At 66.0% G+C, this 12855-nt stretch carries 10 protein-coding genes and 2 pseudogenes; 9 read left to right on the top strand and 3 right to left on the bottom strand.

Features of this window, described 5'->3' with window-relative positions:
• The first annotated feature begins 124 nt into the window (after positions 1-124).
• Complete coding sequence (locus ACQ859_RS28725) at positions 125-547, top strand: OsmC family protein (RefSeq protein ID WP_431263835.1); 423 nt, start codon at positions 125-127, stop codon at positions 545-547.
• 26 nt (positions 548-573) lie between these two features.
• Here the strand turns inward: ACQ859_RS28725 and coq7 are convergent, their stop codons facing one another.
• Positions 574-1233 carry a 2-polyprenyl-3-methyl-6-methoxy-1,4-benzoquinone monooxygenase gene (coq7, locus tag ACQ859_RS28720; protein ID WP_431263834.1) on the bottom strand — a complete coding sequence of 220 codons (660 nt, stop codon included), beginning with the start codon at positions 1231-1233 and terminating at the stop codon, positions 574-576.
• A gap of 271 nt (positions 1234-1504) precedes the next feature.
• Here coq7 and ACQ859_RS28715 point away from each other — a divergent pair, with 271 nt between their 5' ends.
• The 7 genes and pseudogenes from ACQ859_RS28715 to ACQ859_RS28685 all read left to right on the top strand — a co-directional run bounded on the left by ACQ859_RS28715 (position 1505) and on the right by ACQ859_RS28685 (position 9446).
• The gene (locus tag ACQ859_RS28715; protein WP_431263833.1) at positions 1505-2539 is read left to right on the top strand and encodes a porin; all 1035 of its coding nucleotides are present in this window, start codon (positions 1505-1507) and stop codon (positions 2537-2539) included.
• 319 nt (positions 2540-2858) lie between these two features.
• Positions 2859-3905, top strand: a complete 1047-nt coding sequence (locus tag ACQ859_RS28710) for a porin (RefSeq protein ID WP_431263832.1) — start codon at positions 2859-2861, stop codon at positions 3903-3905.
• A 248-nt stretch (positions 3906-4153) separates the two neighbouring features.
• Positions 4154-5131: an ABC transporter permease gene (locus ACQ859_RS28705; RefSeq protein ID WP_431263831.1), complete on the top strand. Its 978-nt coding sequence runs from the start codon at positions 4154-4156 to the stop codon at positions 5129-5131.
• A gap of 1 nt (position 5132) precedes the next feature.
• Positions 5133-6353, top strand: coding sequence for a M20 aminoacylase family protein (locus ACQ859_RS28700; protein WP_431263830.1), 1221 nt, complete (start codon positions 5133-5135; stop codon positions 6351-6353).
• A gap of 171 nt (positions 6354-6524) precedes the next feature.
• Positions 6525-7366: pseudogene (locus ACQ859_RS28695) on the top strand (ABC transporter permease).
• A gap of 24 nt (positions 7367-7390) precedes the next feature.
• Complete coding sequence (locus tag ACQ859_RS28690; protein WP_431266687.1) at positions 7391-8383, top strand: ABC transporter ATP-binding protein; 993 nt, start codon at positions 7391-7393, stop codon at positions 8381-8383.
• Positions 8380-9446 (top strand): annotated as a pseudogene (locus ACQ859_RS28685) (ABC transporter ATP-binding protein). The gene ACQ859_RS28690 and the pseudogene ACQ859_RS28685 overlap by 4 nt, the downstream one beginning before the upstream one ends.
• Positions 9447-9473: 27 nt before the next feature.
• Here the strand turns inward: ACQ859_RS28685 and lptM are convergent.
• On the bottom strand, positions 9474-9692 hold the full coding sequence (gene lptM / locus ACQ859_RS28680) for an LPS translocon maturation chaperone LptM (protein WP_431263829.1): 219 nt from the start codon (positions 9690-9692) through the stop codon (positions 9474-9476).
• 43 nt (positions 9693-9735) lie between these two features.
• On the opposite strand from lptM, the gene cyaY reads away from it, so the two are divergent.
• Positions 9736-10083 carry an iron donor protein CyaY gene (gene cyaY, locus ACQ859_RS28675; protein WP_431263828.1) on the top strand — a complete coding sequence of 116 codons (348 nt, stop codon included), beginning with the start codon at positions 9736-9738 and terminating at the stop codon, positions 10081-10083.
• Positions 10084-10139: 56 nt separating this feature from the next.
• Here cyaY and ACQ859_RS28670 read toward each other — a convergent pair whose 3' ends face one another.
• Positions 10140-12581, bottom strand: a complete 2442-nt coding sequence (locus tag ACQ859_RS28670) for a penicillin-binding protein 1A (protein ID WP_431263827.1) — start codon at positions 12579-12581, stop codon at positions 10140-10142.
• Positions 12582-12855: the final 274 nt, after the last annotated feature.

The following is a 12855-nucleotide window of genomic DNA, read 5'->3' as shown; positions in this document are numbered from 1 at the left end:
AGTCGGGCCTCTAAATGCGCAAAATCACCGCCAGAGTGGGTGGCCGCGTGACGTGGCAATGCAGGAAATGGGGTCAGATCGACGCCGGATGGCTCGAACGGCCCATGCAACGAAGGAACGACGAATGGAATGCACGATCAACTGGATGGGCGCTGATGGCATGAGCTTCATTGCCGAGACCGGCAGCGGCCACATGATCAACATGGACGGCGCGCCGGACGGCGGCGGCCGCAACCTGGCGCCACGGCCGATGGAGACGGTGCTGGCCGGCACCGGCGGCTGCACCGCCTATGACGTCGTCCTGATCCTCAAGCGCGGCCGGCACGACGTCCGCGGATGCCAGGTCAAGCTGAGCGCGGACCGCGCGGAGGTCGATCCGAAGGTCTTCACGAAGATCCACATGCACTTCGTCGTGACGGGGAAGAACCTCCCGCAGGCCACGGTCGAGCGCGCGGTCCAGCTCTCCCATGAGAAGTACTGCTCCGCCAGCATCATGCTGGCGAAGACTGCGGCGATCACCACGTCGGTGGAGATCGTCGAGGGCTGACGCCCGCCGCCGGTGGGGGCGGCCCTCTAGAGGTAGTGCGCCGTCCCCGTCATGACCTTGGCCGCGAGGCGCATCAGGCCCCGCACCGGCGCCGGCAGATCGACACCGCCGAGATCACGGGCCTCCTCCGCATGGCGGGCTTCCTCTTCCTTCATCTGCGCCACGATGGCCCGCGAACTGCGGTCCCCGTCGGGGAGCCGCTCCAGGTGGCTGGCGAGATGGGCCTCGACCTGGCGCTCGGTCTCGATGACGAAGCCCAGGCTGACCTTGTCCCCGATCAGGCCCGCGACGGCGCCGATCGCGAAGGCGCCGCCATACCAGAGCGGATTGAGCAGGCTGGGACGGTCGTTGAGCGCTTGGAGCCGTCCGGCGCACCAGGCGAGGTGGTCGATCTCCTCCTGTGCCGCATGCTCCAGGTGTTGCCGCAGCGCCGGGTCGCCGGTGGTCAGTGCCTGGGCGCGGTAGAGCGCCTGCGCGCAGACTTCGCCGACGTGGTTGACCCGCATCAGCGACGCGGCCAGCCTGCGCTGCGGCTCATCGAGCGGTTCGTCGGGGGATTCCGCTTCGGGCGCTCGCCTCGCCATCGGCGCGACGCCCGCCAATGTCTTCAAGCTGTGATCCAGCGCGGATATCCACTTGTCCGCTCCAGAAAGTATGCGCGCCGGGCGCGGAGGCTGAAATTCCATCTTGAATGCTCGCGGTGGGCATGACGCCACAGTTTAGAAGCCGTGCGTCAAGTGGTTCCCTGGTGCCGGCTGATCCTTTGTGCGAATGCGTGATGACACAATTTTTTAATCCCATACGCGTTGCTTCGATCCAACGAAATCAGGACTTTTCCGGGGTGGCGGCTGGTCAGGCGGGATCGGACCTGTTGCAATACACCACAGCTTCATTGCAGGAGCTTGGTTTGCGGGCGATCTACCAACCGCAACCTCATTGAAGATCTAGGAGTCTCTAATGAAGAAATCTCTCGTTGCGCTGGCTGTGCTGGCTGGTTTCGCTGGTGCCGCTGCCGCTCAATCGTCCGTCACGCTGTTCGGCGTGATCGACGTCGCTGCCCGTTACACCAAGGCCAACGGCCAAGACGTCAAGCAACTGACGAACGACGGCAGCAGCTCGAGCCGTATCGGCGTCCGTGGCGTTGAAGACCTCGGTGGTGGCCTGAAGGCTGGCTTCTGGCTGGAAGGCGCCCTGGCTGCCGACGCCGGCACGGCTGGTGACGCACCGACGTCGTCCGCCAACCGCTTCTGGGGCCGTCGTGCTTCCGTGAGCCTGATGGGCGACTTCGGTGAAGTCCGTCTGGGCCGTGGCAAGACCTCGACCCGCCTGGTTGTTGACGACTTCGACGTCTACACCACCACCGGTCTGGGCGACGTCACCCGCACGTACACCCAGCTGGGTTCGGGCATCGACACGTTTAACCGTGCCGACAACCTGGTTCAGTACTTCCTGCCGGCCGACCTGGGCGGCGTGTACGGTTCGTTCGACGTGGCCGCTGGTGAAGGCACCGATGGCAAGAAGTCGTATGGTGGCCGTCTGGGCTACAAGGCCGGCGACCTGAACGTCGCTGGTGGCTATCAGACCACCGACGCGCTGAACTCCAAGTTCAAGCAACTGTCGCTGGGCGCCAGCTACGACTTCAAGGTCGTGAAGGTCCAAGGCCTGTACAGCCAGCTGAAGTTCGGTTCGCGCAAGCAGAACGTGTACACGATCGGCGCCGTGGTGCCGGTGACGGCTGCCGGTTCGGTGACCGCTCAGTACACCAAGGCTGAGACCAACGGCGCTGCTGACGCTATCGTGGCGACGCGCGGCGACGCTCAAGCCTTCACGATCGGCTACCAGCACAACCTGTCGAAGCGCACCGCGCTGTACTCGACCGCGTCGATCATCGACAACGACAACGCCGCCTTCAAGGTTGCGACCAACGCCGTCAACGCCGCTCGCGGTGGCAAGTCCGGCGGTCTGGACGTCGGTATCAAGCACAGCTTCTGATCTCCGGATCAGCGCACTGCGCTACGAAAGCCGCCCCTCGGGGCGGCTTTTTTCGTCTCAACGTTTGTCCGTAGGCCTGGTGTCGCGCAGGTGCCAGGTCTTGCGTGAGTCGATCAAGCACTGTCGCCGCAACGCACTGTTGTGGATTTTGTAGACAGTGAGCGCGGGTTTTCCCTCTGCCGTGCCGTCACAAACTTGACAGGGTTTGCTCGCGTGGGCGATGTGCAACACAAAGCATCTCCGTCTGGGGGCTTCGCTGAGAATCGATCTCGGCGACCACACCAAACATAGATAGGAGACATCACATGAAAAAGCCGCCTTGGCGCTGAGCATCCTGGCAGCGAGCACCAGCGCCGCCTGGGCCCAGTCGAGCGTGCAGCTGTATGGCATCGTCGACGTCGGTCTGCGCTGGACCAGCAACGCCAACGTCGGAAGCTCCGAGAAGCAGGTCATCCCTGGCGGCATGTCCCAGAGCCGTCTCGGCGTGAATGTGACGGAGGACATGGGAGGCGGTCTGAAGGCCATCGCCAACCTCGAGCACCGCCTGAACTCCGACACCGGGACCGTGGCCGCCGCTGACTTCTGGCGCCAGTCCTGGGTCGGCATCCAGTCGGCAGACTTCGGCCGCATCACGCTGGGTCGCCAATACAACATCCTGTTCGACATCTACACGTCGACCTACGCGTCGTTCAAGTACTCGCCCTACATCGAGGCCTACAAGCCCGAGATCGGCCTGTCGATGGGCGCGCGGCAGGACAACATGGTCAAGTACCTGTTCGAGACCGGCCCCGTTCGCGGCGAGATCCAGGTGTCCGCTGGTGAAGGCAACTCCCAGAACAAGTCGTTCGGCGGCCTGCTGCGCTACAACCAGGGCCCCATCGCCTTCGGTGGCGCCTTCCTGCAGGTCGAGGACACCCTGGGCAAGAAGGTCAAGGGTTACACCGCCGGTGGCGCGTACACGGCGGGCCCGTGGTACATCAACCTGTCCTGGGCGAGCAACAAGTTCGACCAAGGCGGTCTGCTGGGCGCTGCCTACACGTCAGGCCTGCTGGGCAACGTGCTGAACGCTGCAGCAAACGACGTGAAGAAGCGGGACATGATCTCCGCGGGCGCCGCCTATCAGTTGACGCCGCAGCTGAACCTGGGTGCCCACTACTGGTATGCCACACAGACGCACTACAGCGCGCCGTTGGCCAACACCAAGAGCAAGGGGCACTACTTGGCCTTCGTCGCCGACTACGCCTTCTCCAAGCGCACCGACGTCTACCTCGAGCTGGACTACACGAAGCATGAAGGCGCGGTCCGCTTCGCCAACAATGCCGAGAAGCGTGGCGGTTCCATCGTGGGTATCCGCCACCGGTTCTGACTCTGCGCTGCCGCGCGTGGTGTTCCGCGCGTCTCCCCGCCAGAAACCGCCCTCGGGCGGTTTTTCCGTTGTGGCGCGACGGCTGGGGCGACGTCGCGTTCACGCCGCGTCAAGGGCTAACCCACTTGCCGGGGGGCGAACGCTCCTCGATGATGGGTTCCTTCTGAAGCGCTCCGCCTCCGGGGTCAGGTCGTGCCAGGGCAGGTCACAAGCCGCGTCGCCCGAGCCCATGCCGGAGGCCCTCGTTCATGCTGGTTTTCATTCTTCGCCGTCTGGCGCAGGCCGTCGTCGTCATGCTGACGGTGGCCTTCATCGCCTTCATGCTGTTCCAGTACGTCGGCGACCCGGTCAACAACCTGCTCGGTCAGGACGCCACACCGGAGCAGCGCGAGCAGCTTCGCAAGGATCTGGGACTCGATCAGAGTTTCATCGTGCAGTTCGCGCATTTCGCCGGCAACGCGGCGCAGGGGGAATTCGGTGTCAGCCTGAAGCAGGGGCGCAAGGTCTCCGCGCTGATCGCCGAGCGTTTCCCGGCGACGCTGGAGTTGTCGGCGACGGCGGCGTTCATCGCGTTGGTGTTCGGCATCCCGCTGGGGGTCTACGCGGCGTTGCGGCGCGGGAGCTTCGGCTCGCAGCTGTTGATGACGCTGTCGCTGCTGGGCGTGGCGTTGCCGACCTTCCTGATCGGGATCCTGCTGATCCTCATCTTCGCGGTGCAGTTGGCCTGGCTGCCGAGTTATGGACGGGGCGAGGTCGTGATGCTCGGCGCCTGGAGCACGGGGCTGCTCACCGGCGACGGGTTGCGCCATCTGCTGCTGCCGGGCGTCACGCTGGCCGTCTTCCAGTTGACGCTGATCATGCGCATCGTCCGCTCGGAGATGCTGGAAGTGCTGCGCGCCGACTACATCAAGTTCGCCCGGGCTCGCGGCCTCACCGACCGCACCATCTACTTCGGGCACGCGCTGAAGAACACGCTGGTGCCGGTCATCACGATCACCGGCTTGCAGCTGGGATCGCTGATTGCCTTTGCGATCATCACCGAGACCGTGTTTCAATGGCCTGGCATGGGTCTGCTGTTCATCCAGGCGGTGCAGTTCGCCGACATTCCGGTGATGGCGGCCTACCTCTGCCTGATCTCGTTGATCTTCGTCGTGATCAATCTGGCCGTCGATCTGCTGTACTTCGCTGTCGATCCGCGCTTGCGCGTGAGCGGCGGCGCGCATTGACATGAACGCTCCTGAGCATCTCACCGCCGCCGCGGCGGGCACCTACCAGCGACTTTTCGAGGCGCGCGGCGAGCTCGTCGCGCTGCGCCGCGAGTTGCACACGATGCCGGAGCTCGGCTTCGAGGAGCACAGGACCGCCGCGCGCATCGTGCAGGCACTGAAGGCCTGTGGTGTCGACGAGATCCATCAGGGGCTGGGCCGCACCGGCATCGTGGCCACCATCCATGGCCAGACGACACCGGGCACGCCGCCGAGACTCTTCGGACTGCGCGCCGACATGGACGCGTTGCCGCTGCGCGAACAGAACGACTTCGCCTGGCGCTCGTCGACCCCTGGCCTGATGCATGCATGCGGCCATGACGGTCACTGCGCGATGCTGGTGGGCACGGCACGCTACCTGGCTCAGACGAGACGCTTCGCGGGTACGGCGGTGCTGGTGTTCCAGCCCGGCGAGGAGGGCTATGGCGGCGCACGCGAGATGATCGCCGACGGCCTGTTCGAACGTTTTCCGGTCGAATCCATCTATGCGATGCACAACTGGCCGCACCTGCCGCCCGGCAAGATCGGCCTCAACCGCGGCGCGATGATGGCGGCGGCGGACCGCGTGAACATCACGATCCAGGGGCGGGGCGGCCATGGCGCCCACCCGCACCTGAGCGTCGATCCCGTCTTGATCGCCGGCCATGTGATCACCGCGGTGCAGAGCCTGGTGTCGCGCAATATCGCGCCGATCGAACAGGCGGTCGTCAGCCTGTGTTCGATGCACGCCGGCGAGCCCAGCGCCTTCAGTGTGATCCCTGAAGCCGCGCAGTTGACCGGCACGGTGCGCAGCTTCAAGCCCGAAGTGCAGCAGTTGCTGGAGGAGCGGATGACGCGCCTGGTCGAATCGGTCGCGCTGGGTTTCGGCGCGAGCGCCAAGGTCGACTACCAGCGCCTGTACCCTGCCACCGTCAACAGCGCGCGCGAGGCCGACTTTGCCGTGCGAGTGGCGCAGTCCCTGGTCGGCGCCGAGAACGTCGACGACAAGCTGGTGCCGAGCATGGGCTCCGAGGACTTCGCCTTCATGCTGCAGGCCAGACCCGGCGCTTATCTGCGGCTGGGGCAGGGTGGCCCCTGCGGACTGCATCAGCCGCGCTACGACTTCAACGACGAGATCCTGCCGCTCGGGTCCGCGCTGTTCGCGGCCCTCGTCGAGCAGGGTCTTCCGCTCGCGCCTCATTGAGCGGGCCCGCCGCGCCCGCCATCGATCCGACAGCCCGCTTCCCGATCCCGAATGACCGCTTCCCTTCCTCCTCCGCCGGCCTCAGGCGCGCCGTCGCCGCGCCCGCCGAATGCGTTCAAGCGCTTCTTCGACGGCGACGTCTGGCATTCCTTCACCCGGTCGCCATTTGCGATGGTGGCGGCCCTCGTCGCGTTGTGCTGCCTGGTCTGCGCGCTGTTCGCGACGTGGATCGCACCGCACGACCCTTTCGATCTCTCCGCGCTCGAGCTGATGGATTCGCGGCTGCCGCCGGCCTGGATCGAGGGGGATCGTCGAAGTACCTGCTGGGCACCGACGACCAGGGGCGTGACCTGCTCTCGGCGATCATGTACGGCGCGCGGATCTCGCTGCTGGTCGGCGTGGCATCGGTGATCCTGTCGATGATCATCGGCGTCGGCTTGGGGCTGTTGTCCGGCTTCGTCGGCGGCAAGGTGGATGCGTTCATCATGCGCATCTGCGACGTGATGCTGTCCTTCCCGTCGATCCTGATCGCGCTGCTGATCGATGGCGTGGGTCGCGTTGTCTTCAAGGACGCGCACGAGTCGCTCGCTTTCGCGGTACTGATCCTCGCGATCTCGCTGACCGGCTGGGTGCAGTACGCCCGGACGGTGCGTGGTTCGACGATGGTCGAGCGCAACAAGGAATACGTCCAGGCCGCGCGCGTGATCGGTGTCCAGCCGATGGCGATCATGTGGCGTCACGTGCTGCCCAACGTCACCGGGCCTGTGCTGGTGCTGGCCACGCTGCAGGTCGCGTCGGCGATCCTGACCGAGGCGACCCTGTCCTTCCTCGGCGTCGGCGTGCCGCCGACCAGTCCCTCGCTGGGTACCCTGATCCGCATCGGCAACGACTTCCTCTTCTCGGGGGAATGGTGGATCACGATCTGGCCCAGCACGATGCTGGTGCTGATCACGGTGTCGGTGAACATGCTCGGCGATTGGTTGCGCGATGCGCTCAATCCCCGTCTGCGCTGATTCGATGGACGGCCCCATGACCGCATCCGCCCCCTGCTGCAGGTCCGCCACCTGCGCGTGGAGTTCCCGACCCGGCGCGGCACGCTGCTCGCGCTGGACGACGTGTCCTTCGACATCGCGCCGGGCGAAGTGCTCGGCGTCGTCGGTGAGTCCGGCGCCGGCAAGTCGCTGACCGGCGCGGCGATCATCGGCCTGCTCGAACCGCCCGGCCGCATCGCCGGCGGCGAGGTCCTGCTCGACGGACGACGCATCGACAACCTGCCCGCCGATCAGATGCGCCGCGTGCGCGGCCGGCAGATCGGCGCGATCTTCCAGGATCCATTGACCTCGCTCAATCCGCTGTACACGGTGGGCCGGCAGCTGGTCGAGACGATCACGACGCACCTCGGCCTGAGCGCGAAGCAGGCCCGTGCCCGGGCGATTGAGCTGCTCGCGGCCACCGGCATTCCGGCGCCCGAGGCGCGCGTGGACCAGTACCCGCACCAGTTCTCCGGCGGCATGCGGCAGCGCGTGGTCATCGCGCTCGCGCTCGCGGCCGATCCGAAGCTCATCGTCGCCGATGAGCCGACGACGGCGCTGGATGTGTCGATCCAGGCGCAGATCATCGCCTTGCTCAAGCGCGTGTGCCGGGAGCAGGGCGCGGCGGTCATGCTGGTCACCCACGACATGGGCGTGATCGCGGAGACCTGCGATCGCGTCGCGGTGATGTACGCCGGGCGTGTCGCGGAGATCGGGCCGGTGCAGGAAGTGATCCACCGACCCGGGCATCCCTACACGTCGGGTTTGATGGGTTCCATCCCTGCGATGGACGAGGATCGCGAGCGGCTGGTGCAGATCGACGGGGCGATGCCGCGACTCACGTCGATCCCGACGGGCTGTGCTTTCCATCCACGTTGCCCGCGCGCCTTCGACCGCTGCCATGAGCAGCGCCCCGAATTGATGACGGCGCCCGCGACCCAGGCGGCGTGCTGGCTGCATGCCGCGGATGTTGCCGTCGCGCAGGGAGGTGTCGCATGACGGTATTGAATGAGACGTCGAGCGCGGCGGACCTGGCGGGAACGACCAGCGCGCTCGCGCAGGCCGGGCCGGGCGCGGTGCTGGTCGAGGTGCGCGATCTTGCGAAGACCTTCGACGTGTCGGCACCGTGGCTGAACCGCGTGATCGAGCGCAAGTCGAGGCAGTTCGTCCATGCGGTGGACGGCGTGAGCTTCTCGATCGAGAAGGGGAAGACGCTCGCGCTGGTTGGAGAGTCGGGGTGCGGCAAGAGCACCGTGGCGCGTCTGCTGGTCGGCTTGTACGCGCCGACGCAGGGCGAGGTCCGTTTCGACGACGTCGACATCGCGACCACGTTGAAAGGACCGGCGGCGCTGGCCTTGCGACGCCGGATGCAGATGATCTTCCAGGATCCGTATGCAAGCCTGAACCCGCGCTGGAAGGTGCAGGATATCGTCGCCGAGCCGTTGCGCGAGCACGGCCTGGTGCGCGACGCGCAGGCGCTGAAGCAACGCGTCGGCGAGTTGCTGCAGTCGGTGGGGCTGGCGCCCGCGGACGCGGAGAAATTCCCGCATCAGTTCTCCGGCGGCCAGCGTCAGCGCATCTCGATCGCCCGCGCGCTGGCGACGGAGCCGGAGTTCCTCGTCTGCGACGAGCCGACCTCGGCACTCGATGTCTCGGTGCAGGCGCAGGTGCTGAACATCATGAAGGACCTGCAGCGTAAGCAGGGACTGACCTACCTGTTCATCTCGCACAACCTCGCGGTGGTGCGACACGTGGCCGATCAGGTGGGGGTGATGTACCTGGGTCGGCTGGTGGAGCAGGCTGACAAGCGCGCGCTGTTCGCGACGCCCCGGCATCCCTACACGCGGATGCTGCTCGACGCGATCCCCGACATCCACATGACGGGGCGTTCGCGCACCCCCGTGCAGGGGAGGTGCCCAATCCGCTGAATCCCCCGAGCGGGTGCAGCTTCCACCCCCGTTGCCCGTACGCCAACACGCGCTGCAGCGCGGAGCGGCCGCAGCTGCTGCCGTTCCAAGGCGTCCGCGTGGCCTGTCACGCGGTGGAGGAAGGGCGGATCTGAGGCCCGCCTCGCGCGGAGCTCGCGGCGTCAGTTCGCGGCGCTTGCCGCCGAGGCGGGCGAAGAGATTGTCGACGCCGAAGCAGGGGCTGGATGCTTGGCCTGCGGCAATTGCAGCGGGCGTTTCTGGCCGCAGGCGCTGACGGCCAGCGCGGCCGCGCACAACATCAGGGTCGTCATGGCCTTGGCGGCGCGATGGCGGGTCGGCGTGGAGGCAGCGCCTACACTTCGCGTCTTCACGTTCTTCATGGGCTCGCAGTCTAGTCCCTCGCGAGCCCGCTTCCGACTGCCCATGACGCCCACCCCGCTGACCGACGCCGACTACGACGCCCGCACCGACGCCGTGCTCGCCAGCATCGAATCCGACGTCGACACCTGGCTCGACGACGACGTGGTCGATATCGACCAGCATCGCACCGGCGGTCTGCTGGAACTGGAGTTCCCGGATCGCAGCAAGATCGTCGTGAACACGCAACCGCCGCTGCACGAGCTATGGCTCGCGTCGCGGCGCGGCGGGTATCACTTCAAGTTCGTTGATGGTCAGTGGATCGACACCAAGGATGGCGTCGCCTTCTTCGCGCGCCTGTCTGAGGAAGCATCGCATCACGCCGGGCAATCGTTGAGCTTCACCCAGGTCTGAGGCCGCGGCTCATGAAAAAGGCGCCCCGAGGGGCGCCTTTGCGTTGGCCGTGTCGATCAGCGCTTGAAGAGATCGAGGATGCTCTTCTTCTCTTCCTCGGAGCCGCTGGTCGGCACATGTTCCTCGCTGCCCAGCGCCTTCACGCCACTGTTGCCGGCGAACTCGTCGTAATACCACTCTCCGTTGATGTTGACGACGCCCTCGGGCGGCTGGATCTCCTGGACCGGCGTGTTGCGCAGCGCGTACTGCATGAACTCGATCCACACCGGCAGCGCCAGACCGCCACCGGTCTCGCGGTCGCCCAGCTTGCGGGGTTGGTCGTAGCCGATCCACACGACCGACACCAACTCGGGTTGGAAGCCCGCGAACCAGGCGTCCATCGAGTCGTTCGTCGTGCCGGTCTTGCCGTAGATGTCGGGGCGTTTGAGGGTGGCCTGGGTGCGAGCCGCCGTGCCGCTGCGCGCGACTTCCTGCAGCAGGCTGTCCATCAGGTAGGCATTGCGAGGCTCGATCGCCCGCTGCGAGTCCTCGAACTGCTTGGGTTGCTGCTGATACAGCACGCGACCGGCGTGGTCCGTGATGCGCTGGACCAGTTGCGGCGCGATCCTGTAGCCGCCGTTGGCGAAGACCGAGTACGCCTGCGCCATCTGCATCGGCGTCACCGAGCCCGCGCCCAGCGCCATCGTCAGATAGGCCGGGTGCTTGTCGGCGTCGAACCCGAAGCGTGTGATCCAGTCCTGCGCGTACTTCACCCCGACGGACTGCAGCACCCGGATCGACACCATGTTCTTGGACTTGGCCAAGGCCCGTCGCAGCGGCATCGGTCCGTCGAACTGGCCGTCGTAGTTCTTGGGCTCCCAGGGTTGGCTGCCCGTGGTCGTCGCGTCGAAGAACAGCGGACCGTCATTGACGACCGTCGCGCCGTTGAACCCCTTCTCCAGCGCGGATGAGTAGATGAAGGGCTTGAAGCTGGAGCCTGGCTGTCGCCAGGCCTGCGTGACGTGGTTGAACTTGTTCTTGTTGTAGTCGAACCCGCCGACCAGCGCCCGCACGCTGCCGTCCTTGGGGCTGAGAGCCACCATCGCTCCCTCGACCTCGGGCAGCTGGGTGATCGTCCACTCGTCCTTGTTGTTCCGGGTCAGCTTGATCACCCGGATCACCGCGCCGCGGCGGATGCGCGTCTTCGGGTTGCCCTTGTCGGACAGGCCCGACGTGGCGGGTTTCAGCCCCTCGCCGGTGATGGTCACGGACTCGCCGCTCTGCAGTGCTGCCACGACCTGCTTCGGGCTGGATTCCAGCACGACGGCCGCCAGCAGTTCGTCATTGGCAGGGTGGTCGGAGAGCGCCTCGGCGATGCGGGTATCCAGCTCCTTCGGGTCGGCGGGCAGATCCACGTAGGCCTCGGGCCCCCGGTACACCTGGCGGCGCTCGTAGTCCATGATGCCGCGGCGCAGCGCCCGGTAGGCGCGCTCCTGCTCGTCGGCGTGCAGTGTCAGGTAGACGTTCAGCCCGCGCGTGTACGCCTCATCGCCGTACTGGCTGAAGATCAGTTGGCGGGCCAGTTCGGCGACGTACTCGGCGTGGCTGGCGGCCTCCTGCGGCGGCCGGATGCGCAGTTTCTCGGCCTTGGCCTGGGCGTGCTGCTCGGGCGTGATGAAGCCCATTTCCAGCATCCGGTCGATGATGTATTGCTGGCGCAACACTGCGCGGCGCGGATTGTTGATGGGGTTGTAAGCAGATGGTGCTTTCGGCAACCCGGCCAGCATCGCCGCCTCGGCGACCGACAGCGCCTTCAACGGCTTGCCGAAATAGACCTCGCTGGCCGCGGCGAAGCCGTAGGCCCGGTGTCCCAGGAAGATCTGGTTCATGTAGATCTCGAGGATCTTCTCCTTGGGCAGCGCGCTCTCGATCTTCAGCGCCAGCAGGATCTCGTAGATCTTGCGCGTGAAGGTCTTCTCGGTGGAGAGATAGAAGTTGCGCGCCACCTGCATCGTGATCGTCGAGGCCCCCTGGCTCCTGGATTCACTGACGTTGGCCAGGCCGGCCCGGATCACGCCCAGGTAGTCCACCCCGCCGTGCTGATAGAAGCGCGCGTCCTCGATGGCCAGGATCGCGTCCTGCATCAGCTTGGGAATCTCGCGGATGTCGGAGTAGCTGCGGCGTTCTTCCCCGTACTCCGCCAACAGCTGGCCCTCGCTGGACATCACCCGCAGCGGCAGCTTCGGCCGATAGTCGGTGAGTCCGCTGATGTCGGGCAGCTGAGGGTAGGCGATCGCCAGGGCCATGCCGACCAGCAGCACGACGGCGCCCACCCCGGCCAGCACCAGCCCGAACACCCAGCCGAGCAACCGCACGAACCAGGGCCGGCGCGGCTTGGCGTCGCCCTTGGACTTCTTGCGGGGCGTGTCGCTTTTCTCTTTCCTGGAAGCGCTGCCCTTGCCCGAATCGGACGGGGCGTCGAAGGAGGGTTCGTTGTCGGGGGAATTCTTCGAGGGCATGGGCCGGAGTGTGCAATCTTGCGTGCCTGGCCGCGCCCTATCAGGGCCTGTACGGGTGACGATGCGGGCCGCGAGCGACGATTATAGGAACGGCCCCAGGCGAGGCTCCGCGCGTCCGATCCGTGACCTCTTGACTGTTACAGGTGTCGTGAGGACTTTCGCGGACACTGCGCGGCTGCCTTTTCTGCCAGACCTGAGACATCCCTCTTGAAGGTGTCCGGGCGGGGGATTGGGCAAAGCGGGAATCTGAGTAATACCGTTCGAAATGGGGTGG

The sequence above is a fragment of the Roseateles chitinivorans genome (assembly GCF_050632235.1).
In the GTDB taxonomy this organism is placed as follows: Bacteria; Pseudomonadota; Gammaproteobacteria; order Burkholderiales; family Burkholderiaceae_C; genus Roseateles; species Roseateles chitinivorans_A.
The sequence above is the reverse complement of the archived record's forward strand: the minus strand, read 5'-3'. Positions and strand labels throughout refer to the sequence as shown.

Coding starts and splice junctions, on each gene's coding strand:
- lptM (WP_431263829.1), bottom strand. CDS start 9,692: ATGAAGAACGTGAAGACGCGAAGTGTAGGCGCTGCCTCCACGCCGACC.
- ACQ859_RS28700 (WP_431263830.1), top strand. CDS start 5,133: ATGAACGCTCCTGAGCATCTCACCGCCGCCGCGGCGGGCACCTACCAG.
- ACQ859_RS28670 (WP_431263827.1), bottom strand. CDS start 12,581: ATGCCCTCGAAGAATTCCCCCGACAACGAACCCTCCTTCGACGCCCCG.
- cyaY (WP_431263828.1), top strand. CDS start 9,736: ATGACGCCCACCCCGCTGACCGACGCCGACTACGACGCCCGCACCGAC.
- coq7 (WP_431263834.1), bottom strand. CDS start 1,233: ATGGAATTTCAGCCTCCGCGCCCGGCGCGCATACTTTCTGGAGCGGAC.
- ACQ859_RS28705 (WP_431263831.1), top strand. CDS start 4,154: ATGCTGGTTTTCATTCTTCGCCGTCTGGCGCAGGCCGTCGTCGTCATG.
- ACQ859_RS28715 (WP_431263833.1), top strand. CDS start 1,505: ATGAAGAAATCTCTCGTTGCGCTGGCTGTGCTGGCTGGTTTCGCTGGT.
- ACQ859_RS28725 (WP_431263835.1), top strand. CDS start 125: ATGGAATGCACGATCAACTGGATGGGCGCTGATGGCATGAGCTTCATT.